Origin of the sequence: Flavivirga algicola, from assembly GCF_012910715.1 — a bacterium.
GTDB classification, from domain to species: Bacteria; Bacteroidota; Bacteroidia; order Flavobacteriales; family Flavobacteriaceae; genus Flavivirga; species Flavivirga algicola.
On record NZ_JABBHF010000014.1, the window covers coordinates 21,058 to 45,939 of the forward strand.

Genomic DNA, 24,882 nt, shown 5'->3' on the forward strand with positions numbered 1-24,882 from the left:
TTTATTGAATTTTAATGAAAGAACAAATTTAAGTTACCTTAATGGTAGTCAATTGTAAAAAACGGTCGTTTTTGTTCAAATGTAAATTGGTTGGTGTCGTTCCAGTAATTTGCTTTATTTGTTTAATGAAATGGGCTTGGTCGTAGTAATTGTTTTCTGGGAAAAATTTACCTTTAGAAATGTGTTTTAGGGAAGAGTGGCATTTTAAAATATTACAAAATGTTTTTAGCGAAAAGCCAAATCTGCTATTAAAATACCTATTGATTTGTCGACTACTCCAAAAAAGTCTTTCCGAAATTTTCTTAATAGAAACCTCACCTTTTCGTTCGTAAAGAATCCTGAAAAGTTCAAATTTCCTACTATCTATTTCCTTTAGGTTTTTGAGTCCGTATTGTAATTTCTCGGTTATAGAATTGGTAACTTTCTCAAAGTTGCTAAAGTCAAAACTTTCACAGCCCCACAAAGTTGTTGGTAATTCTGTTTTTGTATTTTTAAGTTCTTTGATTGATTGCTTGAAAACATATTCGGCAGAAATTAGTTTAAAACGAACCCCAATTAGTTTTGTTTTTTTAGGTATCGATACTTGAACTTGGTTTGTCCAAACTCCTGTCAGTGATACTTTGGTAATTTTTCCATTTTTTATTTCAAATATCAAGTCAAAAAATCCATCTGGAAGTATTTCGTAGTTGCATTGTTTTTCGAAAGTTTCAAACTTCCAAAAACTCTTTATGAAGTTAGAAATAAATCCTTCTGTATGTTTTTCTTGGTAATTCATTCGATTTGGCAAAATTACTGGGTCAAGATTCCAGTTTACAATTCCATCGTTCATTCGTTATCGTAGTTTTTCAGCCTTGTTGTACAGCAAAATTATAGTAGCAATTATATTCCATTTATTTCAAATCTAAGGGATTTTAATGGATTTAAAATTATTTGGCTTACTCTTTTTCTTTTGGGCAATACCAGTTGAAAACTGGCGCCAACGGGTTTTATCTTGGAATGCCTTTAAAAATAGTAATAGGTTTTGAAACACGAACCTTTCCGTTTACTATTGACTTTAAATATAAAAAAAAGCGACTTTGATTAAATACCAAAGCCGCTATTATTTTTATACATTGTAACCAACGGGTATTTTCTTGGTTAACTTTAAATTCTCAGCAGATTTATTTTTTCTTTTCTTTTTTAGTTGTTACGACTATAACACCGTTGGGAGCGTTATATTTTTTCAAAGCCTGTTCATTTTTAAACACTTCGATGCTTTCAATATCATCAGGAGATATTTTTTCAAGCATGTCTTTATCAGATTTCTTTCCGTTAATAATTAATATGGGCATCTTATTATTGACACCATCGCCTTTAAACTTTATCTTAGATATTGCCTTTTCAGTAGTGATTTTTTTTGTTGTAACAAGCACAACACCATTTTTCGAATTGTATTCTTTTATGGCCTTATCTCCTTTAATAACATTTACTGATTCAATTCTATCTGTATCCAATAAATCCATTGGAAAATCGAATTTTTTTCCATCAACATAAATATCTGGTTTTGCACCATCTTTTAGCCTAAAATTGAGTTTTTCTGGTTTTACGATTTCACCTTTTTCTTCAGTATGCTCCTGTGCTTGAATTAACGAAATGGATAGCAATACTGCACATACAGTTAAAATTACTTTTTTCATGTTTCTAAATGTTTATTTATTAATAGTTATATATATAGATTTAGGGTGTTGTGTAAATAATAATCATTTCATTTTCATAAATAATACGCTGTTGGGTTTCTGATGGTTCTGAATTAGACATCATATTTAGAGCTTGATTTAATAAATCTTCTTTCTCAGAATAGCTGAGTTCTTTTTGTTTTGGGCTGGCTATTAAAAGAGAGATTAATAATATAACGGAAGCCGCTGCAGACATGATTCCAATAAACCTCTTACGTTTTCCGATTTTTTTGTTTTGAAAGGATTCCCATAATGTGTCATTAAAGTTTTTTGGGACCTCCCTTTTATTATTTTTTACAAAAGTAGACCATGCTTCCAATGAGAGTTCTGAATTCTTAACATGGTCAAACAAAAACTGCTCTTCGTTTAACGTACTATTTCCTTCTTTATATTTTTCAATTAATCTCTCAATTTTATCCTCTTCCATAGCTATATGTTTTTTCTAATTCTATACTTACCTGATTTCTAGCTCGAGACAACAGTACTCTAACATGTTCAACCTTAAGTTTTAATGCAGCGGCTATTTCAATAAATTCATAACCGTCTAAGTCTCGCATCATTATAACTTCTCTTTGTTGTTCTGGTAAGCTTTTGAGAATTTTTTTAATAATAATATTTAACTCTTTCCATTCCAGTTGTTCTTGACCGTTTTCTGACTTTAATATTTCAAGTTGCAAAGGAGAATCATCAATTTCCAACCTTTTTTTCCTCATTAAATCGATACAATAATTGCGCGCTGTTAAGAATACAAAACCTGTAATATTTGGATGTAGCCCAATTTGCTTACGCTTTAACCAAAGTTTCATCATTATTTCTTGGATAGCATCTTCTGCGTTCGCGTTATTTCCAAGCATTCGAGAAACCATAGGAAACAAATGCTCTGATAGTGAAAATACTTTAAGTCTAAATTCTTTCTTATTCATTCTATTTTAATAACGATAAAATGAGTGTAGGCATAACAAAAAAATGTGCTTTATTTAAAAATAATCTATAAATCAATGATAATCAATCGAAAACATATCTTTTTAAAGGAGCAATACTGAACTTCCTTGAATTTAAAAGCACTTGTTTGGAGTACAGGGTAAACTGGTAACTTTTACCAAATCTATATGAGATAATTTACGGGTGCTTAACGTGTTTTAGGGCTTACTCTTGGACGATACCAGTTGAAATACTGGTGCCAGTGGGAGTTTCATAATAATCAATCCAAGATTTTATTCTACCAACAAACATTTTTAAATAGTTTTCAGTCAAGAATATATTAGACCAATCAAACCTCTGTGCTTGTACTCCAAGATAAAATACAAAAACAGAAGCTCCTGCTTTTGGGATTAATTTAAGCTCCTTATCTGATAATTCTTTGATTTTTTGATAGCCCTTTAAAAAATTCTGAACTTTCAATTCGTATTGTTTTTTGTCTGATTCTATAAAAAATAATTGTTTGCAAAAATATGCAACATCCAAAATCTGCCATCCATTTCCACAAAAGTCAAAGTCGAAAATCGTAATTTCATTTTCATTTGTAATTGCCATATTATCATACCAAATATCCATATGAACAACTCCATATTGAATGTTATCAAAATCTGAATTTTGAAAAGTCTCTCCAATCTCTTTTATGAATTTCATTTCCGATAGTTTTTCAGAAAAGAATTGTTTTAAGTATTCGTAAGGCTGTTCTAAAAGTGATTTTTTACTATAGCAAATCCGGTCAATCTTTTTATTTAAAGTAAGTTTATGGATTTTTGCCATTAAAGAACCTATTTCATAACAAGTTTCTTTATTCATAAATCTAATTTTTCCACCTTTTGCAAATGAAAAAACCACGACATATCTAATTCCTTCTGGTGCATTTATTTCTTGGATAAATTCTCCATTTCTATCTTTAATTGGAAAAGAAACACTTAAATTATTTTTACTTAATAAATTTAAAAGTTCTATTTCTTCATTAATTTCAGATTTTAACCTCCAATTATGACTGTAAACTCTCAAAACATATTTCGTTTCGTTGTCCGAAAGAAAATAGGTATGATTCATTCCTGTTCTAAATAATTTACAATCGTAATTCTTATCCAGTTCGTATCTGTCTTTTACAAATTCGCCTAATTCTTTTTCTGAAATTGTACTTGCTGTAACTGGAAATACTGTCATATTTTCTAATTGTGAACGTAAAGGTATGTATTGTGCTATCCCATAGGTTAGCAAATACCATATTGAATGTTATGTTTAGTTTATTTGCCCAAAGCTAAGGGTTTTTCCTCTTGATCCTGCTGGCGGGGGTTAATTCATTTGAAATTATTTACGGATGCTTAACGTACTAGTTGTGGCTAGCCTTGGGCGGTACCAATTGTAAACTGGCACCAGCGGGAGCATATTTTATAATTTTTTTAAAAGATATAAAAAGTATGCGCCATTACAAATATCAAGCTCAAACCCTACCATGACTTCATATAGGTTATTACAGCACGTTTTATCATTTTTAGAAAAATTCTGAGCATATTTAAAACTTCCCTCTAAGTCTCGATTTAAAATGAAGAACAGATAAAAACCAAAGATAGATAGAATTCAATTTACACTGCCCTAGAAAATGTGATATCAAAATACAAGCAGTTATATTCAGAAATAAAATGGATTAATCTCTACTAAATACCATTTGCTCTTTTCTTGAAGAAAATAGAATGTCATTAAACTTTTATCTGTTACTACTCTAACTTCTTGTTTAAGGCGTTTCTCAATATCTAAGAGTGCTTTATATTTTTTTAGCTCCTTATTAATAGATTCATTTTCTTGTTTTCGCTCATTTTCACTTTTTACATTGTCATCATCCAAATATTCCAATTCATTCTTTAACACGTTCAAATGTATTTCTTGTATACCATAGCAATGACCACTAATATTATCACTATTTATATAAATACCCTTTTTCTCTGTTCCCATTTCCCTCCAATTCCCATATATGATTGGAAAATTCTCTGAATTTGACAACTCTGAAATAAACCCTTGATAATTAGCTCTTTGAAAAAGACTATCAATAGACGAATTATTATTGCAATAGTTGTATGTCCCATTGCCTTCTTCAACATTTCGAAATTGATATTCTGGGTGAACGAATTTGTTAGCTTTGGTTAAATCAGATTTTAAAAGATAAATAAACTCCTTAAACGATTCTAGAAAAGTTATGTTAGTTTGAGAAGGCTTAGATTTTACAGATGTTTGAGATCCAAAAACCCAACCTAGCCTTTCATTGAAACTTATTTGATACCAGAGATCATTGTCACCACTTATTTTTCCTTCAGCTCCCTTTTTAACTATTTCACACCTGTAGCCCTCATTAAGTTTCATAATTACCGAGCCATTTACAGGCGCATCTCTAATACAAATATCCATGCCTTTAATTAATAAAAAGGTTTGACTATGTAAATGAGTTGTAAAATAAATGATTATTAATATTAACAAATTGTATTTCATAATGTGCTTTAACGGTGAGTATAAGAAATATCAGGCTGTCGATTGGCATTGCATTTCGAATCTATGCTAAGTCAAATATAAATATTTATCTTCTTAACCGTTAATGCCAAATTTTATATTTGGCGATCCCGCAAAAAATCCCAAACTATTAATAAACCTTTAAATCGCCCTATGCTTTTATACAGTGTTGTACCTTTTTTTATTCAAAATAGTTATTAGTATAAATTTTAATTTCTTCTTCGCAGATAAAAACATCAGAACCATAATCCTTAAGTAGTTCAAACAGATATTTGTATGGATTTAAGTTGTCATTTTGTCCTATTAGTTTCCATTGAAAGTAGTGAACAGGAAAGTATGATGTCGATAACCTATAAATTGGTTCGCTCAAGAATAAAGCTAAGCTATATTTTAATTCATTTCCTTTTTGTAGGATTTCATCATAAAGAATATCACTATAACTTTCCGTGATATCAATTAAAAATCCGACTTTTTTATAGTCAGTATGAAAATCTCCATTCTCAATTTTAATAGGTATTTTATATAAAGAACTTGTATCAATATGATCAGAAAGTCTATCGATTGTTTTTCTGATATTTGAAACAGCAAGCTCTTTAAAATCAACAAACTCTTTATTTTTTAGAATTTTACTCTTTTTAAAAGCAATGATTTCATCCATTATTTCCTCAATCCCATTAACTTCAGAGAAGACATTAGCTAAATCTTTTTTGGGGATCTCCCAAAAGTCAAAAAGTACATCAAAATCACAACTAATTTCATTTTGAAAATCAAGTGGTAGCTCAAGCAAGGTTCTAATTTCACTATGCCATTTTTTATGTCTTTTTTTAACTCTAGAGTTTAGAGATTCTCTCGTGTCATTTTTATTTAGCATTATGTTTTTAAACCAGTTTTTTGAAATCAATTTTTTTGAAATGAGATACAACAATGTAATATATGTGCCAGAACATTTATGTCCATTATATTTTCACAAATCTAAAGGATTTTTAATGGATTTAAAATTATCCTTTTCTAATTTGAAGCCCAATAATTCTTTAAGGGTTACATTTTAAGCCCCCTGGGGATTTTAATTAAAGTACGGAGGTAATTATTGGTTTTTCCTCTTCCGTCCAGCGGGCAGGGGGTTAATTCATTTTGAAATTATTTACGGGTACTTAACGTATTAGTAGGGCTTACTCTTAAGTGGTACCCGTTGCAAACTGGCACCTGTGGGGTTCGCTTTTTTTAATTCGGTGAATGAAGTCCGATTTTATTTCCCTCTGAGTCGTGAAATATAGAAAAATAACCACTCTCGTCTGCGTGAGGTGTTTTAGGAATAATTATTTTACCGCCATTTGCTTCTACTTTATCAAGAATAGTTTGCAAATTATCTCCTCCATTTAGGTAAATAGTAACTCCGCTAGCAGAAGGTTCGTAACCTTCTCCCTTCATTATTACTCCTGTTACCATTTGGTCTTGGTATGGAAATAGTCCCATTTCCATTCCTGGGAAATCTAATCTTTCAATTTCTACTCCTAAAATTTCTTTGTAAAAGTTAATAGCTCGTGAGATATCCGTTGCTGGAATCTCAAATATTGATATAAAACTGTTCATATTATTATCGTTTTTAATTCTTGTTTCTTTAGTAGGATTTAATTTAGAAGTAGAAGTCCCTTTGTTTTTACAGGATAAAATGCCAAAGGTCAAGGCAATAATTGTGATAAGTGTAGTGTCTTTCATTTTCCGTTTGTGATTTACAGGACAAAATTAGCTGTAGAAAATCGCTTGAAATTGTAAAAATGCGACACTCTTAAACTATTTGTAAAAAAGGGCAGAGAGGGCCAAGTTTTCGTGAGTAAGAAACTCTTTGGGATTTATTCCCGTAAATTCTTTAAAGTCTTTTATGAAGTGTGCTTGGTCAAAATATTCACTTTTATAGGCAATATCGGTCAGGTTTTCTGACTTTGGGTCGAGCAACATCTTTAAAGCGGTTTGTAAGCGAATTACCTTTCCTAATTGTTTAGGACTTACTCCAATTTGCTTTTTGAAGTTTCTTTCGAGTTGTCTTCGTTTCGACAAGTCATCTTTAAGGATTGAATTTATAGAGACACTTCCATTTGTGGATAGAAGGGAATCAACCGTATTTTTTACAATTCTATTAATCGTCTTTTCGTCATTAAGCCTTTCCAAAAGAAATTCTTCGACGATGCTTATCCGTTGTTCCGTATTTTCGGCTTTTACGATTTTTTGTTTCAAATCATCTGCGTTTTCTACTCCAAAAAGCTGGTCTATGGGTGTTTCTGTGTTTACCAAATTATTGATTGGTTCGGTAACAAAATTGGCAAACCCATAAGGATAAAATCGGATAGCAAATGTTTTAACAAATCCTGTTGGCTCAATGTAAAAAGGCTCAATTGTTTGTCCGAGTACCATTTCACGGGGTTGAAGTATAAATTCATTTTCGGATGTGTAGCGTTTTATGTCATCTCCGAGAATAAACGCCATTTCAATACAGCCATCAGGCACTATTCGTTGTTTTTGCGGTTCAGACTGTTTAGGCACTTCCAAAGTCCAATAGCAACTAACAAGTGATTTTAAGTCAATATGTGGTTCGTATGTTTGGTAGTCCATTATTGTTCGGTGGTTTTTCTGAGTATTACTGGCAACTGTTCATATAAGAATAATGCGGTTTTGTGTCCGAGGATTTTCCGTAGGAAAATCGGTGTGACCAAATACGCACTAACTCTTAATTAAGTATAAAACTAAGCATTATTTTATACAATGTTAGCCACTGGCTTTTTATACTCTATCTAATTTCACATAAGGCTTTTTAGGTAATTCAACTTTGATTTCATCGCCAATTTTCACTGCCCCTCCTTCCAAAACGATTCCCATAATTCCTGCTTTTCTTATTAGATTTCCATTTTCATCCTTATCCAAAACGGCTTTCATTAATCCTTGCTTAAGAGAATCGAGTTGTTTGCAAGGATTTCTTAATCCAGTAATCATTATTTTGGCTTTCTCTCCTATACTTAATACTGCATCCTTTGGAAGTTTAAGTAACTCTATCCCTTTAGTGGTTATGTTTTCACCAATTTGTCCATCTTGTATGTCAAATCCTTTTTCTTTTAATTCATCAAAAAGTTCGGAATGAATTAAATGAACTTGTCTTAAGTTCGGTTGAGTTGGGTCATGCGCGACTCTTGAACGATGCTTAACCGTTTTTCCCAAATGTGCATCGCCATCTACGCCTAATCCTTTAAGTAGTAATATTTTTTCGCAATTGTATTTACTAAAAGTATGAGAACTACTTTTACTTACTGATTTTACAATTGCTTTGTTCATTTTTTTTAGCTTGTGGCTAACGTGTTTGCGTATGATTTGTGCGACTTAGAATCCGTAGGATTTTCAGAAGCATCAAATCGTTTTTTAAATATATACATTTTAATTGAAGTAGGAACGCAGCATTAATTATACGGTGTTGGCAAATCATTTTTATTCAGTTACTAACATTTTTTTCCATTTTATAATCCTCAATAGAATATCCATTGGGAAATGAGTTTATAATAGATTCTACTATTTTAAATTCATTTTTCAGGTAAATGTTAATTGTATTCTGATTTTGACGATTAACAATTAATTCAATTCTTTCAATTCCGTTTTCCATTGCAAATCTGTTTACATATCTTAACGCAGTTTTTCCGATTTTTATCCCACGAAATGATTTTAAAATATATAGTTTGCTCAAAATCAGTTTTTTAATCATCTTTTGAATCCCTAAATAACCAGCATTTTTAGTGTCATAATTTAAGAGAAAGTAGCTGAAATTTTCATTCTTAATTTGATTTTCAATTGCATTAACTGATTGAAATTTCGTTAAGAAATAATCGGTATGCTCAGCTGGAATTATTGGGTCATAAACTTCATGTAAAATTTCTTTTGCCAATTTTTCGATGATTTTAAAATCAGTTGTATTATCAGCTTTCTTAATTTCGATCATAAGTCTGTTAAAATGTTTGCCAACGTCTCTTGTATGTTGCGTTTGCCTGCCGAAGGCGGCATATGCAATATACAAATTGTTGTGCTTAGTGTTTTTTATTCGCTCCTAATTTCAGAGTGACGACCAAGAATTTGAGTTGATCACATATAAGATGCCGAGCAAGTTATATAGTGTTTAATTGTTGGTAATTCCGAAGGATCATCAACAATTAAAGACTTCAAAACAACCATTATGAGATAATTAAAAAAATAAATATTAACTTTGAAGCACTGGTCTAGTGCTTTTCTTAGGATACTTTGTTGTGGGTAGTTTTTATTCGCTTTATTTCTTTTTTCAACTCTTTTATTCTATCCATTTTCTCAAAAGTTCGTCAAACGACATATTTCAAATTTAATTCACGATGCATTTATTAATTTTCTTTGTAGATCTTGTTGATCTACTGTAATTCATTCTTTTTTATTAATTATCATCTCAATTGAAGATAAATCCCTTTGATAATTATCTGATAGAATTATGATATTATAATCCGTTAAGTCAATAGAAAAACGACCCTTCAATTCCAGCAAAGAACTAGAAATCGATATTTTTTTTATAACATCTCCTACTTTCACTTTTAAAGTATATTGTACATCAGAAAAATAATTCCTGTTTGGATCTTCAGGGGGCGCATCGTATCCCCATTCTTCTATCCAATCAGTAATTTCTACTTCTATTAAATCATCTTTATTACCAATTGTTAAAATTTCATCCATAGACAGTACAAATGCTTTTCCAAATTTCGCTTGTCCCTTTTTTAACTGAACTTTTTTCGTAAATTCTTGAGAACGAATACACAATGATGTAAAAAATACTATTGTAAATATTACTGCTTTTTTCATTAATATATTTTATTGTGTTTAACTTTTATAGCAAACGTAATTATAGAATAATATTTGTATTACACTGTTTTCCGTGAAAAAACTGTTAGAGTCGCTATTCGGAACTGATTAGTAATTACAGGGAATGGTCTGTATACGGGTAGTAGCTTTGAAGAACTGGGCTAGTGCTTTTCATTAGGACATTTTGTTGTGTGTAGTACATTTTTTATTATTGCTGAAACTCTCCAAATTCGCTATTCTTTTCAACCCATAAAAAGTACTCTCCAAACAAAGTTCCAGATAATAATTCGGTCGTTATATTCTCAACTTTTTGTCCGTTTATAGTTAATCCGATATTTTCGTTGTCATTTAGATTCTCTTCAATTTCTCTTAAGAAATTAAATGCGGTTGAGTCCAAAATATTTAGAATAAGTCGGTTTAAAATTTCCGTTTGCCTATCATTCATTCCGTTAAAAAACTCAAATCGTTCGTCTTTCAGTTGTTGTATGTCAGACGCTAAATTAGGATTTCTTGGCAATTCAGAGTATTCATTTGCTGTCATAGATTTTCCAAAATCTCTCTTTTTGGTATAATATTTAAAGTTTTCATCGCGTAACTTTTTCACGATTATTTCTCCAAGTTCTTTATAGTCTTTTGAAAATTCCATTCAGTTAATTTAGTTCAGATTTACTTTTTAGGTATTACTGGCAACGATGGAATATATGTACCAGTACACATATATCTATTATATTTTCACAAATCCAAAGGGTTTTTAATGGATTTAAAATTATTTACGGATGCTTAGTTTATCTGGCTTACTCTTGGATTCAATTTTTTATAAAAAAGTATCGGTATCAAAAAACTCTTTTAATGAAATATTAATCATTTTGCAAAACCGATTAACTGTATGAATTGAAACACCTCTTCTGTCATTGATATTTTCCCAACGACTAACCATTTGCCTATCTATAAAATGCTTTTCTGCAAATTTTGATTGACTAGGGTTATTCTTCATCCTTAATTCCTTTATTCTTAAGGCAACTTTTTTATTAAAAGCAATATCTTCTGGTTTCAACTTAGACATACTGCAATTTTCACTTTATAAAAATAAATATTGTCATCCGTTTGGATGACAAACAATAATTTCATTATATTTGTAGCTTAATACATATATTTGCAATTCTTCGTATAAAAATATTAGAAGCAATTGCTTTTAATAAAAAAGCTCCCTGTTGAGCTGGCTTGACGACAACAAAAGAAAGCGCTTATGCCTATTTAACCAGATATTTAAACCCCTATTTGTTTTTTCCTGTTCCTAAAATACTCAACTAATACAATAATAAGGACACTTGCCCCAAACAACGGAAACACTATCCCAAGCAAAACAATTAAGGCTATAACGCCATATCCTGCTTTAAACCGAGTGGGTACTTTTGGTGTGCCCCATTTTTTAGTGGGTTTGCGCTTTATATACGATATTAATGCGGCTATAGACATGAAAGCCAGTAAAACGGCCACACATATCATTACAACCCAATTCCAGGTGCCAAATTGCCCCTGATGAAAAGCCATAAACCACATACGGCCCCGCATTAAAACACCAACATCCTCCCAGTTATGGTTTACCAGTTGTTTGCCCGAATACTGGTCGAAATGAAACCGTTTTTGGGCATCCAAATCGAAAGTCGTGTTATAAATACTGTATACCCCTTTTTCGTCTTTTGGCAAACCGATGCTTACCTCGCCCTTCAGGTTCATGGATTTTGCTAGTGCCACCATATCATCTAAAGAAATAGCCTCGCCCGCTACGTTCGATTTTAACCCCCTGGCATGCCATGTTTTAGGAAAACCCGTATTGGTAGCCTTTTGTACCCATTTAAAACTATCGCCAAATACATCGGTCCACGGCATGCCGCCTGCCAAAGTCATGAGTAACAAAATAGAAATCCAAAACCCGATAACGGTATGCAAATCTCTAAAAAGGATGCGCTTTCCCTGATTAAAACGAATTTTAAAAAACCCTTTTATGCCCTCCTTTTTACCTGGCCAAAACACATAAATACCTGTAATAATTAATACAAAAAGCCAACTGGCAACAAGTTCTACGATTTTAGTACCAAACTTGCCCAGTAGCAGCTCACCGTGCAGCTTTCTAACGGTATACATATTGGAATCTTTAGGGTTGATATGTCCCGTAACCTCACCTTTATATGGGTTTACAAATACACTGTTTTTATGGCTAAACATACCCGATGTAAAGGCCGTTGCTTGATTGGCTTTGGTTGGAATCACCATGGTATTGGGTGCTTTATGTAATGATGGTTTTACTAATTGCCATTGCGCTTGGTACGACATAGCTTTTCCTTCAACCTCAACCATTTTTATATGAGCTTGCCTAGGTGCTTCGTAAGTGTCTTTAAACAAATAGATGCCTCCTGTAATAGCAAGAATTATAACTATTGGTAAAGAAATAAGCCCCGCAATAAAGTGCCATTTCCAAAGCCATTGGTTTAATTTATGATCTTTTTTAAACATGGGTTTAAATGAATTTAAAGAGGATGTTTAAGGTGCCCCATTCATTAAACACCCTCTTTTTATTGGTTAAAATTTATATTTCACGCCAAAATGGAAAGCCCTAGGGTTTCCAAAGGTATAACTGTTCTCTCCTCTAAACCTATTGTAACTTGCTCTGGCAGCATATAGCTCGTCAAAAATGTTTAGTGCATGCGCCCAAACCTCAAAATGTTTCATGTTATAAGAAACCAAAGCGTTAAATACATTATGGCCATCGTAAACCGCTGTACTAAAAGTACCATCACCATTATCTACCTGTCCTACAAAACTGGTGTTGTATTTACCAACTAATTCGTGTGTTACATTTAGTAAAAGCCCTTTAACGGCATGTGGTTTATAAGTAATCTTAGAGGTTCCTAAAAGTTTCGGGGCTGTTTCTCTATCGGTATTAGAATAATCGACGCCTCTATCGAAAAAATCGACGTATCTATGTTTTGCAAAACTTCCGTTATGGCTTATTGTTAGTTCATCGATCGGGTTATATTTAATACCATATTCTATACCGTACGAACGTGTTTTTCCTGCATTCGCATTAAAAAACTCATCATTTGCATCACGCAAGGTAATAAGCGTATTCTTGCCTTCTAAAAGATAGAGCGCTACATCTGCTTTTAATGTATTCGATAACCTAAAATAGGTTCCCAGCTCAAAATTATCGTAGCTGCTCGGTTTTAAATCAAACACATCACCACCAACCCCGACAAAACTATTACGGTATAGAGTGGATGTTTGTGGCGGTGTAAACCCGTTGGAATAATTAGCATACAATCCTAATTTTTCAGACAGGTTATAATTCGCTCCAAACTTAGGAGAGACATTGTTATAACTGTTTTTAGAATCTTTAGGGCCTGCAATTCCATCAACCAGGTTATTATAGTCATACTCGAAGCCGTCGTATCTTAAGGATGCTGTTACTTTTAATTTTTTAATCGGGTTTATTTCATATTGAAAATATCCTGCATAATTTAAAATACTGGCATCGTAGTTAAGAATAAAATCGCCTGCGTTTAATGTGTATCCTATGTTTTGTCCCGTAGCTGTATCGACAGTTACCGCTATGGTTTCGGCTACATAATCCTGTGGCGAATAATCTAGCGAAGACCCGATAATTAATGCCGAATTTGCAAAATCAAAATTTATTTTATGCTGTACCAGACCGACAACACTTGAAAATGAATTTTCATTAATTTCTCCACGACCAAAACCTGTTAGCTGTCCGCTATTTCTAAACTGCCTGATACGATACGATGGGGTTTGCCCCATATCGTTTTTTCTAAAAACAAAATTAAAAGCTGTTTTATTTTTAGCATTCCAGATTTTATCCAGCGTACTTCTAAACCTAAAAGAAAAAGCCGCTCGTTTTGTAAAGGTTTGATCGCTCTCGTAATTCCCTCCAGAATAGTCAGACTCACTTAAAGAGCCTGTCATGTCCGATCGGTAATCGATAATATCAAAAACATTGGTCCAATTTACCGTTGGGGATATATGGTTTACATTTTTAAATGTTAATACAAATTTTTCGTAATCGCTATATTGTACAGGGCCATCTTTTCGCTGTACAGACTGTACGCCAATATAAAAACCAACATGCTCGCCAGCGTATTTAGACAGTTCCATTTCATAGCGCGTTAAGCCCATATCGTTTATTTGAAACCCTGCATATCCCGTAAAATCTCTAGTTGGATTTTTAGTAATAAAATTAAAACTGCCTCCAACGGCTTCACTTCCATAAATACTGGATGCCGGGCCTTTTAAAACCTCTAAACGATCAAAGGCAACATCGTTCATTTCTAAAAGTGCATTGTGGTTAAAAACGGCCGTGGGACGAATGGGCAGACCATCTTCAACATATAAAAACAACGATTTGGTAGATATGGGAGAACGAACAGACATAAAATGTTGCTCGTTACTGGCTACTCTAGAAGTAGACATTAAAACCCCTGGAACATCGTTAACCAGTTGGTCGATACCCAAAGCTTTGGTTTCTGTGATATCTTTAGATGATATTACCGAAATAGAAGCCGGGACTTCTTTTCGTTTTTGAGTTTCCCGGCTTGCCGAAATAACAACTTCATCTAAAGCTTCATCATCGTAAACAAGAACAATAATGTTATTGCCTCTTAAAAGGGTTTTGCTAACTGTTTTATAGCCTATAAACTTTATAATAACAGAAGCATCTTCTTCTAAAAAAATTGAAAATTCGCCATTACTGTCTGCAACAACGGCATTCTGTAAATTAATTTGAGACTGTATGGTGGCTTGTGCCAAGGGTTGATTGTTGACATCTACAACTTTTCCGTTGTATTTGTTTTGCGCATACACGCATAAACTTGCAAACAAAGCAGCAAGTACTAATATGTTTTTCATTTGTAGTATTAATTACTATTTAAGTATTAGATACAACCAACACATAATCAATAATATCATGTGAGCTATATGTAACGGAATTTAATTTGTGGAATAGATTGGTGGTACTCAACAATGTGTAAGCAAACCGACTTGTTTATTAAGCACATTATCTGCACTCTGAAAGGCTTTATTGAAACCGATATTGAATATCTTTTTGTAAAAACATTTCAACAAAATCTGCCCTAAGACCAGTTGAAGGGCTCAATGCGACATCGTGTCTACTTTTTAAACAAGCTCATTCTATTAAATCCTAAAAAAAGTATTAAACTTGAGGTGGTGGGATTAAAATATCCTTGACCAGATTAGTGAATGTATGGTAGTAATTCCAATTGTTTTTAATTGAAACAACCGGTTGCTCCAAATAAACGCAAGATGTGTTTTTATGAAAATAAACAGGAACAAAAGCTTCGAATATCGAATCTAAAAATGAGGTATCTCCTGTGTCTTCAGCAGGACTACTTACTGTTAATTGATTTGCCAAATGGCACTTACCATTACACTGTAGCTCTGGCTTTTCTTTATTAACACAGTAATTTTCAATAATATAATCTATGTTTAAATGGTAATATGCAACATATCCAATATTATACGCGGGTCTTAAAGCGAAAGCGAAAAATAAAATAAATGGATATAATTTCAATTAATAGAGGCATTAAATTTGCGGCACAAAATTAATACAAAACTTTTTCTTGCATAAATTATTTCTTGAAATTTTCTTAATAAATCCTTAACAAATACCTGTTTTTGTTGCGATTTGTTTAATTTTACTGTCTATGAACTTATTTCCCATTACCGCCGGAAACCTTAAGCTTGATGGTGGTGCCATGTTTGGTGTGGTACCCAAATCGTTATGGCAAAAAACAAACCCTGCCGATGCTAATAATATGATAGAGCTTACTACACGTTGTTTGCTTATTGAAGATGGCAATAGGCTCATTTTAATAGACAATGGTATGGGCAATAAACAATCGAAAAAGTTTTTTGGTTATTACCATCTTTGGGGAGACCATACTTTAGAGGGTTCTCTTAAAAAATATGGATTTCATCCCGACGATATTACCGATGTTTTTTTAACCCATTTACATTTTGATCATTGTGGTGGTAGTATTCAATGGAATAAGGATAAAACAGGATATGAGCCTGCTTTTAAAAATGCGCATTTTTGGAGCAATAAAGACCACTGGCTTTGGGCAACCCAGCCTAACAGACGTGAAAAGGCCTCCTTTTTAAGAGAAAATATTATCCCTATTGAAGAAAGCGGACAGTTAAAATTTACATCGCTTCCGCAAGACGATTTGCTTAAAAATTCCGAACTTGGTTTCGATATCTTTTTCGCCAACGGCCACACCGATAAGCAAATGATTCCGCTTATTAAATATAAAGATAAAACGATTGCTTTTATGGCCGACTTGCTACCTACTGTCGGGCATTTACCGCTTCCTTTTATTATGGGTTACGACACCAGGCCCCTGTTGTCTCTTAACGAAAAAGAAAAATTTCTTAACATCGCAGCCGATAACAATTACTATTTGTTTTTAGAGCACGATGCCTATAATGAAATTATCACCGTACAAAAAACAGAAAAAGGTGTGAGACTAAAGAACATATATTCCTCTCAAGATATATTCAACTAAATAATAATTTAAGACTAAAATTAAAACTATAACATGAGAACATTTAAAACTATAACAACTTCTGCCTTTGCAGCTATACTTCTTTCTGGATGTGGTGGCACCGCAGAAATACTATCAACACCTGTTGAAAATATAGATAACACACCATTAAAAGTTTCAGAACTTACTGAAGCAGAAAAGCACAATTGGGGGCATTTGGATTTGGTAAAAGATACCATTCCAGGAATGAGTGTCGATAAAGCTTATGCAGAAATCATTAAAAACAAAAAAGGTAAAAAAGTTATCGTAGCTGTTATAGATTCTGGAATTGATATTGACCACGAAGATTTAAATGATGTGTTATGGACCAATACAAAAGAAAAGCCAAACAATGGAAAGGATGATGATAACAATGGGTATATAGATGATATCCACGGATGGAATTTTTTAGGAGATGGTTATGATGAGCAATTAGAGTTTGTTAGAATTCTAGCCAAAGGGGATACTAGCAACCCTGATTATAGTAGAGCTTTAAGCGAGTACGATAAAGAATATCAAAAATATACAGGTTATAAAACAAATTACGAGCAGATTTTTCAGCAAATAAAATCTGCCGATGCGACCCTCTCCGAACATTTAGGAAAGAAAGATTATACCAAAGCAGAAGTTAACGCTATTAAAACTGAAAATCCTACACTTAAACAAGCCATACAGGTAGCCAAATACATGTACAGTAATGGCATGGATTCTCTGGCTGAGGCTAAAAAAGAAATCTCAAATGGCCTGGAAAGCATCAATGACAGATTAAACTATAACCTAAATAAAACGTTTAAAGGACGTGTTAATGGCGATAATCCAGATGATCTGTCTACAACTTCTTATGGTAATGGCAATGTGAAACCTGTTAAGAAAAGTGAAAGCCATGGTACACACGTAGCAGGTATTATTGCTGCAGAACGCAATAATGGAAAAGGCGCCAATGGTGTTGCAAATAATGTAGCTATTATGAGCATAAGAGCGGTACCAAATGGTGATGAATACGATAAAGACGTTGCCCTTGCTATTAGGTATGCCGTCGATAATGGTGCCAAAATTATAAACGGTAGTTTTGGTAAAAGTTACTCACCACATAGTGACTGGGTACGTGATGCCATTGCTTATGCTGGAAAAAATGATGTTCTTTTTGTGCATGCAGCAGGAAACGATAGTAAAGATGTTGATACCGAGCCTAATTTTCCTGATGATAACGTAAACGGACAGGAAGTTTCAGATACTTATATTAGAGTTGGTGCTTTGGCTCCAAAATACGGTTCTGGATTAATTGCTGGTTTTTCTAACTATGGAAAACAAAATGTAGATGTTTTTGCTCCTGGAGCTAAGGTATATTCTACAACACCAGAAAACGAATACGACACCAAAGGTGGTACTTCTATGGCAGCTCCTGCCGTTGCTGGTGTTGCTGCTTTAATTCGTTCTTATTACCCAAAATTAAGTGCCGCTCAGGTAAAACAAATACTTATGGATTCTGGTTTGGCCGTAAAAACGAAAGTGGTTGTTGGTGGAGATACCAATGATGTAAGACCTTTTGCAGATATATCCAAATCATCAAAAATGGTTAATGCATATAATGCCTTAATTATGGCGGCTAAAATGTCGAAATAATATTTAAATGTCCGTTTGAGCGCAGTTGAGAACACTTTAATATCTCAACCGCGCTCAATAAGACTATTTTAACCTAATCTTATACTATGAAACGATTCTTTTTCTCTATTTTAAGTTTAAGTCTGTTCGTGTCTTGTAACAGTTCAAAAAACATAACTACACAAAAAACACCTGCTGTACCAACAACACCTAACCAAACTTCGCAAGCATTCAATACGTATTGGCAACAGCATGTAGACTATAAAATGGAAATTGATATGGATGTAAATACCTATCAATATAAAGGGAATCAAACCTTAGTATATACCAATAACTCACCCGATGTTTTAAATCGGGTATATTATCATTTATACTTTAATGCTTTTCAGCCAGGTAGCGAAATGGATGTACGCTCGCGTACCATAGCAGATCCAGACTCAAGGGTAGGGGACAGAATTAGCAAATTAAAACCTGATGAAATAGGCTTTATAAAAGTAAAGTCGTTAAAACAAAACGGTACTGCTTTAAAATACGAAACCGTTGGTACGGTTCTAGAAGTAGACCTCGCTAAACCCGTACAACCAGGAGAGCGTGTTACTTTTAAAATGGTTTTTGATGCACAAGTTCCTGTTCAAATACGCCGTTCTGGAAGAAACAGTAAAGAGGGGGTGGCTTTATCTATGACCCAGTGGTATCCAAAATTAGCTGAATATGATTTTGAAGGCTGGCACGCTGACCCTTATATTGGACGTGAGTTTCATGGGGTTTGGGGAGACTTTGATGTTAAATTAAATATTGATGAAAATTATGTAGTAGGGGGGACTGGTTACCTACAAAACCCTAACGCCACAGCCAGTAATGGTAAAATAACGTGGCACTATAAGGCGCCTAAAGTACACGATTTCACCTGGGCTGCAGACCCAGATTATATTCACGACACACTACAAGTTCCTGATGGTCCGTTGTTACACTTCTACTATAAAAACACTTTAGATGCTAAAAAGAAGGAAAGCTGGAAAAAACTACAGCCTAAAACCGTAGCGCTTATGCAATATTTTAGTAAACATATTGGCAAATACCCTTATAAGCAATATTCTGTTATACAAGGGGGTGATGGCGGTATGGAATACGCTATGTGTACTTTAATTACCGGAAATCGTAGCTATGGGAGTTTAGTTGGTGTTACAGCTCACGAAATGGCACACACATGGTTTCAATTCTTATTGGCTACCAATGAGGCAAAACACGAATGGATGGATGAAGGCTTTACGACTTACATAAGTGAATTGGCCGAAAATGAAATCATGAACCATAAAAAAAAGAACCCGCTTGCCAGTTCTTATGGAAATTATATATACCTGGCCAAATCTGGAAAAGAACAACCGCTTACTACGCATGCAGACCGTTATCATTATAATCAGGCTTACGGTATTTCGGCATACAGTAAAGGAGCCGTATTTTTGGCGCAACTGGGTTATATTATTGGTGAAAACAACCTTAAAAAGACCATCAAGAAATACTTTAACGATTTTGCATTCAAACATCCAACACCTAATAGTATCATCCGTTCTGCCGAAAAAGTTTCTGGTCTCGAACTGGATTGGTATTTAATGGATTTTGCACAAACCACCAATAGTATTGACTATGGTGTTAAAAACATAGAAGATAAAACCATCACTTTAGAACGTATCGGTTTAATGCCTATGCCTATAGATGTCGCTGTGACATATTTAGATGGGACAACCGAAGACTTCTACATTCCGCTGCAAATGATGCGTGGCGAAAAACCAACCTCGGCCACTTTAAAAGCAGATTGGGCCTGGGCATACCCAATTTACACCTTCGAAGTCTCCAAGGCTGTTAAAAGTGTTCAAATAGATCCAAAGGGGATGATGGCAGATGTGGATAAAAAGAATAACTCCAAATAGGTTTTAGTAATAAAACATGAAAAAATATATTGAAGTATCTCAAGAGGCTGGCATGGAATTTTACCAAAAATTTCATCAAAAGGGAAAAATTGTTATGCTCAATTTATTAAAATTTAGAAAAATAGCAGATTATTCCGAATTAAAAGCGATAGCACCCGAAAAAGAAATTTCGGGGGAAGAAGCCTACAAATTTTACATGGCACATACATTGCCTTTTTTAGAAAAAGCAGGAAGTAAAGTGCTGTTTTATGGTGAAAGTGGGAGCTTTGTTATTGGCCCAACAGACGAAAAATGGGATATGGTATTATTAGTAGAACATGCGTCTGTATCTAAGTTTATGGAATTTGCCCAAAACGAAGCCTATTTAAAATATGCTGGACATAGAACGGCTTCTTTAGAGGATTCCAGATTGCTTCCCATTACTCAACTTAATATATGAAATATATAAATGACCCATCCTCTTAGGCAACATATTGAAGAAATAATCAGTCTTACTGATGAGGAATTTGAATTTGTCTTAAGTCATTTTAAACCCATTAAAAAACGGAAGCACCAGTATATTGTTCAAGAAGGGGAAGTCGTTAATAAAGAGTTTTGGATTATAAAAGGATGTTTAAAAAGCTATTTTGTCGATGATAACGGTAAAGAACACATCCTCCAATTTGGCATGGAAAACTGGTGGATTACAGATTACGAATCTTTTGTAAAACAAACTGAATCTAAAACCTATATCGACTGTATTGAAGACAGTGAGTTGTTGTATATTTCTTTTGAAAACAGAGATAAACTAACATCTCAAATGCACAAAATGGAACGTTTTTGGGCTAAAAAGAGTAAAATAGGCCGCATTGCACTTCAAAACAGGATTTTATCATTGCTAAAAAACTCCACCAAAGAGCAATATGATCTATTGCTTGAACAATATCCAAAACTTTTTCAACGCGTTCCTAAAAAAATGATTGCGGCTTACCTAGGCGTTTCTAGAGAAACACTCAGTAGATTAAATTCCTAAACTTTTTATTTTTATTTCCTAATGTGATATATATCACTTTAAAGAAGTGACATAGCTCCTTCGTAGTGTTCCCACCACTTAGCACCTTTGTACGGTAATTAATTTAATAAAAAAATTATGCCATACATTAACATTAGAGTTACCGACGAACAGGTAACCCAAGAACAAAAACGACAATTAATAGCAGGTGCTACACAACTTGTTGTCGATGTACTCCACAAGAACCCAAAAACAACACATGTTGTTATTGACGAAGTCCCAGTTGAAAATTGGGGCGTAAACGGACAACAATATTTAGGAACTAAAAAATAAAAACTATGGAAAATAAAACAGTAATTATTACAGGGGCATCAACAGGGATTGGTAAGGAAATTGCCAAGTATTTTATAGCTCGAAAAAGCAATGTGGTAATGAATTCTTCAAATGAAGAAAATTTAATAAAGGCCTACGAAGATCTTGGTTCTCCTTTTAACGCAACCTATTTAGCCGGAGATATTAGCAAACAAGGAACAGGAGAGAAGCTAGTTGCTCTGGCTTTAGAAAAATTTAATTCAATAGATGTTTTAATCAACAATGCGGGTGTGTTTTCTCCGAAGCCATTTTTAGATGTTGAAGAAAAAGATTTAGATCGTTATTGGAATATTAACTTAAAAGGGACATATTTTACGTCGCAAGCTGTTATTCCTCACATGATAAAACAACGAAATGGTTCTATAATAAATATAGGAACCGTTTTAGTTGACCACGCCATAGATGGCTTTCCTGCAACTGCACCTTTAACAAGCAAAGGAGCTATTCATGCTTTAACAAAGCAATTGGCAGCAGAGTTTGGAAAAAATAATATCAAAGTCAATACCATAGCACCAGGTATTATAAGAAGTCCGTTGCAAGGAAAAATTGGTATTGAAGATGCCGATAGTTTGGCTGGACTCCATTTACTCAATAGAATTGGAGAGACCAATGACATTGCTGAAGCTGCTTATTACTTAGCAACATCAAATTTTGTAACAGGAGAAACGATTAATGTGGCAGGTGGTCATACCGTTGGACATGCCATTTAAAAAGAAAAAATTATGTATAAAGAACATACAAAAGAAATCGAAGGTTTAATTACCAATTACTTTGAGGGGATTTATTATGGAGATGTTACCAAACTGGAATCCTGTTTTCATGAAAACGCCTATCTCTACGGAGATATTAATGGTACAGATTATTTAAAAAGTGTAACGGAATACCTTGAAGGTGTTAAAAACAGACAAAGCCCTAAAGATTTAAACGAACCTTTAAAAATGAAAATTATAGGCATAGAGGTTATGGGTAAAATTGCCATGGCAAAATTACATGTACCCATGCTGGGCTATAATTATTATGACTATGTATCTCTAGCTAACATTAAAGGTGAATGGAAAATCGTAAATAAGATCTTTACACACATAAATTGATAGCTGAAATTGAAGTAAAAAGTAGAAACCTATATACTTTAATATGAACTCATCTTGACTTTTTGTTTTTAACCGAAAATGAGTTGAAATCTAACCAGATGAGGCACTTTTTAAAGCTCATAGCAGCGCTACGGACAAAAAAAGTAACGAAATATGGGTGAATTTCAGCCATTTTTTAGGAAATAGAAAAAGTCAAGATGAGTTCTCGAATATGGGCTGTTATACCTAAGAATAATGATAGTATTAAAGTAAGAGGATGTCCATGCTTATATTAATTGGAAAATGAATAACTTATCTTGCATAGTAAGTTTATTTTAATCGATTCAAACCAATTGATTTCTTATTGGTTTATAAGTAAATTAAATTTCGTATTTTTAATTTACTTATAAACCTAAACAGGTGAAAAAACACCCCCTTATCATCATAGCTTTAATGTGTATCACATTTGCCAGTGCGCAAACCATCCATTACGGTAATCGCTCTACAACTGGTTATATAAAAACTGGGGGGACTGTTCCTAGTAAAAATCGTTCCGTAACAGGATATCCTCAAGGACCTGGTACTATTCAAAATGACGATCGAAATATTATTGGTTATATTACAGACAAAGGCATTGTTCAAAATAGTAGTAGAAACACTATTGGTTACATTACAGATAATGGGGTCATTCAAAATAATAGTAGACGCACTGTTGGTTATATTAAAAGTAATGTGACTATTCAAAATAGTGATGTAATTATTGCTGGTTACATAACTGATTATATGATTATTCAAAATAATAGCAGAAGTACCATTGGTTATCTTAAAAAAGATGGTACCGTACAAAACAGTAGTAGAAGCACTATTGGTTATATTAAAGATGATGGAGTCATTCTAGATAATAGCAGAAGTATTATTGGCTATGCCAAAGGCATTAAAAAAGAATGGGCCGTCGTTACTTTTTTCTTTTTTGAGTTTAACAGCTAGTGTTTGCCAAAAACAAGATTGCTGAAAAAGTGAAAAATTTCACGATAACATTTCTTGTTTGAGAAAAGCCTAATACCAAGGCTCTTTTTTATACATCATGGTTTTTGCAACGCGTTCTCGATTATTAAGCCTTAAATGCGTTCTTGTAATTTGTCTATTTCTGTAACCTAATAAGTGAAAAAACGATTTGACAAAAAACTTAGCCACTTTTAAATTGACTTGTAAACTGCCTTCGTCTTTATCTAACCATGTAACACCTGGTAACGCGACTAATAAGCTATCAAACCTTATACGCCTTAAAAGTATTGATAGTTTTAAATAGAACGGCCTTATACGCCTTATAATAAAAAATCCTTCAGATCCTTTGGTTTGGTATAAAGGCATAAAAATACGTCCCTGGTGCTTTGCCCTTAATTCCTTGTTATTACTTATAGCTATAGGAACCCCTTTATTAATGGCTTGAAAGCTTTTAAAACCATTTATCATAGTAAAGGTTTCGCTAGGTTGTATCTTATGAAGATAAATAACTTCAAAAACATCTACAATACTGGCCGATTGCGTTAGCAATTGTTTATAGTGATCTAAAAAATTGCTTACCTGATCTGTCTTCATAATACCAGAAAAGACTAAAGCCAAATAGATAAATGCTTTATTATTTGTGATAGAACTTAAATCGTTATGCTGTCCAGATTCAAAACCCATAGACACATAACCCAATTCATTTATATAGCTTAATAACGGACCATTTAAATACTCCTCAATACCAAGTACTATAGGTAAGGGAAACTGTTTGGAGAACTTTCGGTTTATTAGCGCATCATTTATGGTAATAAAAGGCAACGTTTTACTTGACGTTGTATGTAAATCTATAAAATAAAATGGCGGGTTTTCTATTTCTAAAATAGTATTTATAATACTTAAAATCTCTAATAACTCTGTTTCTTCATCATTTAAAACGTTCTTTTTTTCAATGGTTTCAATGCGAGATTTAGTCCAAAGTCGATTTAAATCTTCATCAATATACCTCTGGTTTAATTTCAGGGCTTTTAAGTTGCCCGAAATACCATAAACAGTACCTTTTACTTGTAACGGATTAATCGTTTCTAAGACGTCTTTTAAAGCAAAAGCCCCAGCGGTTTCATTACCATGAATACCACCAAAAAACACCATGGTCGATCCTGGTTTGGATCCTTCAATTTTGCCAAGTATTCTACTTACAACAATTCTTGTATCTCGTGCTTTACTATATACATCTATCATGCA

General features: G+C 33.3%; 27 protein-coding genes. 9 read left to right on the forward strand and 18 right to left on the reverse strand.

What is annotated here, in order from left to right:
• Positions 1-28: 28 nt before the first annotated feature.
• From HHX25_RS19080 to HHX25_RS19160, 17 genes are all read right to left on the reverse strand, one after another.
• Positions 29-829 (reverse strand): DUF6597 domain-containing transcriptional factor, encoded by an 801-nt coding sequence (locus HHX25_RS19080; protein WP_240964579.1) that lies wholly within the window; start codon positions 827-829, stop codon positions 29-31.
• A gap of 331 nt (positions 830-1,160) precedes the next feature.
• Positions 1,161-1,676: a hypothetical protein gene (locus HHX25_RS19085; protein WP_169676756.1), complete on the reverse strand. Its 516-nt coding sequence runs from the start codon at positions 1,674-1,676 to the stop codon at positions 1,161-1,163.
• 40 nt (positions 1,677-1,716) lie between these two features.
• Complete coding sequence (locus HHX25_RS19090; protein ID WP_169676757.1) at positions 1,717-2,142, reverse strand: hypothetical protein; 426 nt, start codon at positions 2,140-2,142, stop codon at positions 1,717-1,719.
• Positions 2,129-2,638 (reverse strand): RNA polymerase sigma factor, encoded by a 510-nt coding sequence (locus HHX25_RS19095; RefSeq protein ID WP_169676759.1) that lies wholly within the window; start codon positions 2,636-2,638, stop codon positions 2,129-2,131. The genes HHX25_RS19090 and HHX25_RS19095 overlap by 14 nt, the downstream gene beginning before the upstream one ends.
• A gap of 223 nt (positions 2,639-2,861) precedes the next feature.
• Positions 2,862-3,866, reverse strand: a complete 1,005-nt coding sequence (locus tag HHX25_RS19100; protein ID WP_169676761.1) for a phosphotransferase — start codon at positions 3,864-3,866, stop codon at positions 2,862-2,864.
• A 465-nt stretch (positions 3,867-4,331) separates the two neighbouring features.
• Positions 4,332-5,183: a hypothetical protein gene (locus tag HHX25_RS19105; protein WP_169676763.1), complete on the reverse strand. Its 852-nt coding sequence runs from the start codon at positions 5,181-5,183 to the stop codon at positions 4,332-4,334.
• Positions 5,184-5,382: 199 nt separating this feature from the next.
• Positions 5,383-6,102 carry a hypothetical protein gene (locus tag HHX25_RS19110; protein ID WP_169676765.1) on the reverse strand — a complete coding sequence of 240 codons (720 nt, stop codon included), beginning with the start codon at positions 6,100-6,102 and terminating at the stop codon, positions 5,383-5,385.
• Positions 6,103-6,422: 320 nt separating this feature from the next.
• Entirely contained in the window at positions 6,423-6,917 is a 495-nt protein-coding gene (locus HHX25_RS19115) for a VOC family protein (RefSeq protein WP_169676766.1), read from the reverse strand.
• A gap of 75 nt (positions 6,918-6,992) precedes the next feature.
• Positions 6,993-7,808, reverse strand: coding sequence for a helix-turn-helix domain-containing protein (locus tag HHX25_RS19120; RefSeq protein ID WP_169676768.1), 816 nt, complete (start codon positions 7,806-7,808; stop codon positions 6,993-6,995).
• Between the two features lie 168 nt (positions 7,809-7,976).
• The gene (locus HHX25_RS19125; protein ID WP_169676770.1) at positions 7,977-8,522 is read right to left on the reverse strand and encodes an MOSC domain-containing protein; all 546 of its coding nucleotides are present in this window, start codon (positions 8,520-8,522) and stop codon (positions 7,977-7,979) included.
• Between the two features lie 154 nt (positions 8,523-8,676).
• Positions 8,677-9,177, reverse strand: coding sequence for a GNAT family N-acetyltransferase (locus tag HHX25_RS19130; protein ID WP_169676772.1), 501 nt, complete (start codon positions 9,175-9,177; stop codon positions 8,677-8,679).
• 446 nt (positions 9,178-9,623) lie between these two features.
• The gene (locus HHX25_RS19135; protein ID WP_169676774.1) at positions 9,624-10,055 is read right to left on the reverse strand and encodes a hypothetical protein; all 432 of its coding nucleotides are present in this window, start codon (positions 10,053-10,055) and stop codon (positions 9,624-9,626) included.
• Positions 10,056-10,263: 208 nt separating this feature from the next.
• A complete protein-coding gene (locus HHX25_RS19140) occupies positions 10,264-10,701 on the reverse strand; it encodes a hypothetical protein (RefSeq protein ID WP_169676776.1) in 438 nt (145 codons plus the stop codon).
• A gap of 168 nt (positions 10,702-10,869) precedes the next feature.
• Positions 10,870-11,118, reverse strand: a complete 249-nt coding sequence (locus HHX25_RS19145) for a helix-turn-helix domain-containing protein (RefSeq protein ID WP_169676778.1) — start codon at positions 11,116-11,118, stop codon at positions 10,870-10,872.
• Between the two features lie 203 nt (positions 11,119-11,321).
• Positions 11,322-12,569 (reverse strand): PepSY-associated TM helix domain-containing protein, encoded by a 1,248-nt coding sequence (locus HHX25_RS19150; RefSeq protein ID WP_169676780.1) that lies wholly within the window; start codon positions 12,567-12,569, stop codon positions 11,322-11,324.
• Between the two features lie 66 nt (positions 12,570-12,635).
• Entirely contained in the window at positions 12,636-14,975 is a 2,340-nt protein-coding gene (locus HHX25_RS19155; RefSeq protein WP_169676782.1) for a TonB-dependent receptor, read from the reverse strand.
• Positions 14,976-15,279: 304 nt separating this feature from the next.
• Positions 15,280-15,657, reverse strand: coding sequence for a hypothetical protein (locus tag HHX25_RS19160; protein ID WP_169676783.1), 378 nt, complete (start codon positions 15,655-15,657; stop codon positions 15,280-15,282).
• A gap of 133 nt (positions 15,658-15,790) precedes the next feature.
• Between HHX25_RS19160 and HHX25_RS19165 the strand changes: the two genes are divergently transcribed.
• From HHX25_RS19165 to HHX25_RS19205, 9 genes are all read left to right on the forward strand, one after another.
• On the forward strand, positions 15,791-16,651 hold the full coding sequence (locus tag HHX25_RS19165; RefSeq protein WP_169676785.1) for an MBL fold metallo-hydrolase: 861 nt from the start codon (positions 15,791-15,793) through the stop codon (positions 16,649-16,651).
• A gap of 33 nt (positions 16,652-16,684) precedes the next feature.
• The gene (locus HHX25_RS19170) at positions 16,685-18,292 is read left to right on the forward strand and encodes a S8 family peptidase (RefSeq protein WP_169676787.1); all 1,608 of its coding nucleotides are present in this window, start codon (positions 16,685-16,687) and stop codon (positions 18,290-18,292) included.
• Positions 18,293-18,378: 86 nt separating this feature from the next.
• Positions 18,379-20,199, forward strand: coding sequence for a M1 family metallopeptidase (locus tag HHX25_RS19175; protein ID WP_169676789.1), 1,821 nt, complete (start codon positions 18,379-18,381; stop codon positions 20,197-20,199).
• 16 nt (positions 20,200-20,215) lie between these two features.
• On the forward strand, positions 20,216-20,638 hold the full coding sequence (locus HHX25_RS19180) for a DUF1330 domain-containing protein (protein WP_169676791.1): 423 nt from the start codon (positions 20,216-20,218) through the stop codon (positions 20,636-20,638).
• A gap of 9 nt (positions 20,639-20,647) precedes the next feature.
• Positions 20,648-21,211 (forward strand): Crp/Fnr family transcriptional regulator, encoded by a 564-nt coding sequence (locus tag HHX25_RS19185; RefSeq protein WP_169676793.1) that lies wholly within the window; start codon positions 20,648-20,650, stop codon positions 21,209-21,211.
• A gap of 117 nt (positions 21,212-21,328) precedes the next feature.
• Entirely contained in the window at positions 21,329-21,523 is a 195-nt protein-coding gene (locus tag HHX25_RS19190) for a tautomerase family protein (RefSeq protein WP_169676795.1), read from the forward strand.
• Positions 21,524-21,528: 5 nt separating this feature from the next.
• Complete coding sequence (locus HHX25_RS19195; protein ID WP_169676797.1) at positions 21,529-22,272, forward strand: SDR family NAD(P)-dependent oxidoreductase; 744 nt, start codon at positions 21,529-21,531, stop codon at positions 22,270-22,272.
• 12 nt (positions 22,273-22,284) lie between these two features.
• Complete coding sequence (locus tag HHX25_RS19200; protein WP_169676799.1) at positions 22,285-22,653, forward strand: nuclear transport factor 2 family protein; 369 nt, start codon at positions 22,285-22,287, stop codon at positions 22,651-22,653.
• 399 nt (positions 22,654-23,052) lie between these two features.
• Positions 23,053-23,619, forward strand: coding sequence for a 5-fold beta-flower protein (locus HHX25_RS19205; protein WP_169676801.1), 567 nt, complete (start codon positions 23,053-23,055; stop codon positions 23,617-23,619).
• A gap of 69 nt (positions 23,620-23,688) precedes the next feature.
• Here HHX25_RS19205 and HHX25_RS19210 read toward each other — a convergent pair whose 3' ends face one another.
• Positions 23,689-24,879: a succinylglutamate desuccinylase/aspartoacylase domain-containing protein gene (locus tag HHX25_RS19210; RefSeq protein WP_169676803.1), complete on the reverse strand. Its 1,191-nt coding sequence runs from the start codon at positions 24,877-24,879 to the stop codon at positions 23,689-23,691.
• Between the last annotated feature and the right edge of the window lie 3 nt (positions 24,880-24,882).

What these genes read in the sequence shown, in the direction of transcription:
- HHX25_RS19080 (WP_240964579.1), bottom strand. Translation starts at nt 829, where the DNA reads ATGAACGATGGAATTGTAAACTGGAATCTTGACCCAGTAATTTTGCCA.
- HHX25_RS19085 (WP_169676756.1), bottom strand. Translation starts at nt 1,676, where the DNA reads ATGAAAAAAGTAATTTTAACTGTATGTGCAGTATTGCTATCCATTTCG.
- HHX25_RS19090 (WP_169676757.1), bottom strand. Translation starts at nt 2,142, where the DNA reads ATGGAAGAGGATAAAATTGAGAGATTAATTGAAAAATATAAAGAAGGA.
- HHX25_RS19095 (WP_169676759.1), bottom strand. Translation starts at nt 2,638, where the DNA reads ATGAATAAGAAAGAATTTAGACTTAAAGTATTTTCACTATCAGAGCAT.
- HHX25_RS19100 (WP_169676761.1), bottom strand. Translation starts at nt 3,866, where the DNA reads ATGACAGTATTTCCAGTTACAGCAAGTACAATTTCAGAAAAAGAATTA.
- HHX25_RS19105 (WP_169676763.1), bottom strand. Translation starts at nt 5,183, where the DNA reads ATGAAATACAATTTGTTAATATTAATAATCATTTATTTTACAACTCAT.
- HHX25_RS19115 (WP_169676766.1), bottom strand. Translation starts at nt 6,917, where the DNA reads ATGAAAGACACTACACTTATCACAATTATTGCCTTGACCTTTGGCATT.
- HHX25_RS19120 (WP_169676768.1), bottom strand. Translation starts at nt 7,808, where the DNA reads ATGGACTACCAAACATACGAACCACATATTGACTTAAAATCACTTGTT.
- HHX25_RS19125 (WP_169676770.1), bottom strand. Translation starts at nt 8,522, where the DNA reads ATGAACAAAGCAATTGTAAAATCAGTAAGTAAAAGTAGTTCTCATACT.
- HHX25_RS19130 (WP_169676772.1), bottom strand. Translation starts at nt 9,177, where the DNA reads ATGATCGAAATTAAGAAAGCTGATAATACAACTGATTTTAAAATCATC.
- HHX25_RS19135 (WP_169676774.1), bottom strand. Translation starts at nt 10,055, where the DNA reads ATGAAAAAAGCAGTAATATTTACAATAGTATTTTTTACATCATTGTGT.
- HHX25_RS19140 (WP_169676776.1), bottom strand. Translation starts at nt 10,701, where the DNA reads ATGGAATTTTCAAAAGACTATAAAGAACTTGGAGAAATAATCGTGAAA.
- HHX25_RS19145 (WP_169676778.1), bottom strand. Translation starts at nt 11,118, where the DNA reads ATGTCTAAGTTGAAACCAGAAGATATTGCTTTTAATAAAAAAGTTGCC.
- HHX25_RS19150 (WP_169676780.1), bottom strand. Translation starts at nt 12,569, where the DNA reads ATGTTTAAAAAAGATCATAAATTAAACCAATGGCTTTGGAAATGGCAC.
- HHX25_RS19155 (WP_169676782.1), bottom strand. Translation starts at nt 14,975, where the DNA reads ATGAAAAACATATTAGTACTTGCTGCTTTGTTTGCAAGTTTATGCGTG.
- HHX25_RS19165 (WP_169676785.1), top strand. Translation starts at nt 15,791, where the DNA reads ATGAACTTATTTCCCATTACCGCCGGAAACCTTAAGCTTGATGGTGGT.
- HHX25_RS19170 (WP_169676787.1), top strand. Translation starts at nt 16,685, where the DNA reads ATGAGAACATTTAAAACTATAACAACTTCTGCCTTTGCAGCTATACTT.
- HHX25_RS19175 (WP_169676789.1), top strand. Translation starts at nt 18,379, where the DNA reads ATGAAACGATTCTTTTTCTCTATTTTAAGTTTAAGTCTGTTCGTGTCT.
- HHX25_RS19180 (WP_169676791.1), top strand. Translation starts at nt 20,216, where the DNA reads ATGAAAAAATATATTGAAGTATCTCAAGAGGCTGGCATGGAATTTTAC.
- HHX25_RS19185 (WP_169676793.1), top strand. Translation starts at nt 20,648, where the DNA reads ATGACCCATCCTCTTAGGCAACATATTGAAGAAATAATCAGTCTTACT.
- HHX25_RS19190 (WP_169676795.1), top strand. Translation starts at nt 21,329, where the DNA reads ATGCCATACATTAACATTAGAGTTACCGACGAACAGGTAACCCAAGAA.
- HHX25_RS19195 (WP_169676797.1), top strand. Translation starts at nt 21,529, where the DNA reads ATGGAAAATAAAACAGTAATTATTACAGGGGCATCAACAGGGATTGGT.
- HHX25_RS19200 (WP_169676799.1), top strand. Translation starts at nt 22,285, where the DNA reads ATGTATAAAGAACATACAAAAGAAATCGAAGGTTTAATTACCAATTAC.
- HHX25_RS19210 (WP_169676803.1), bottom strand. Translation starts at nt 24,879, where the DNA reads ATGATAGATGTATATAGTAAAGCACGAGATACAAGAATTGTTGTAAGT.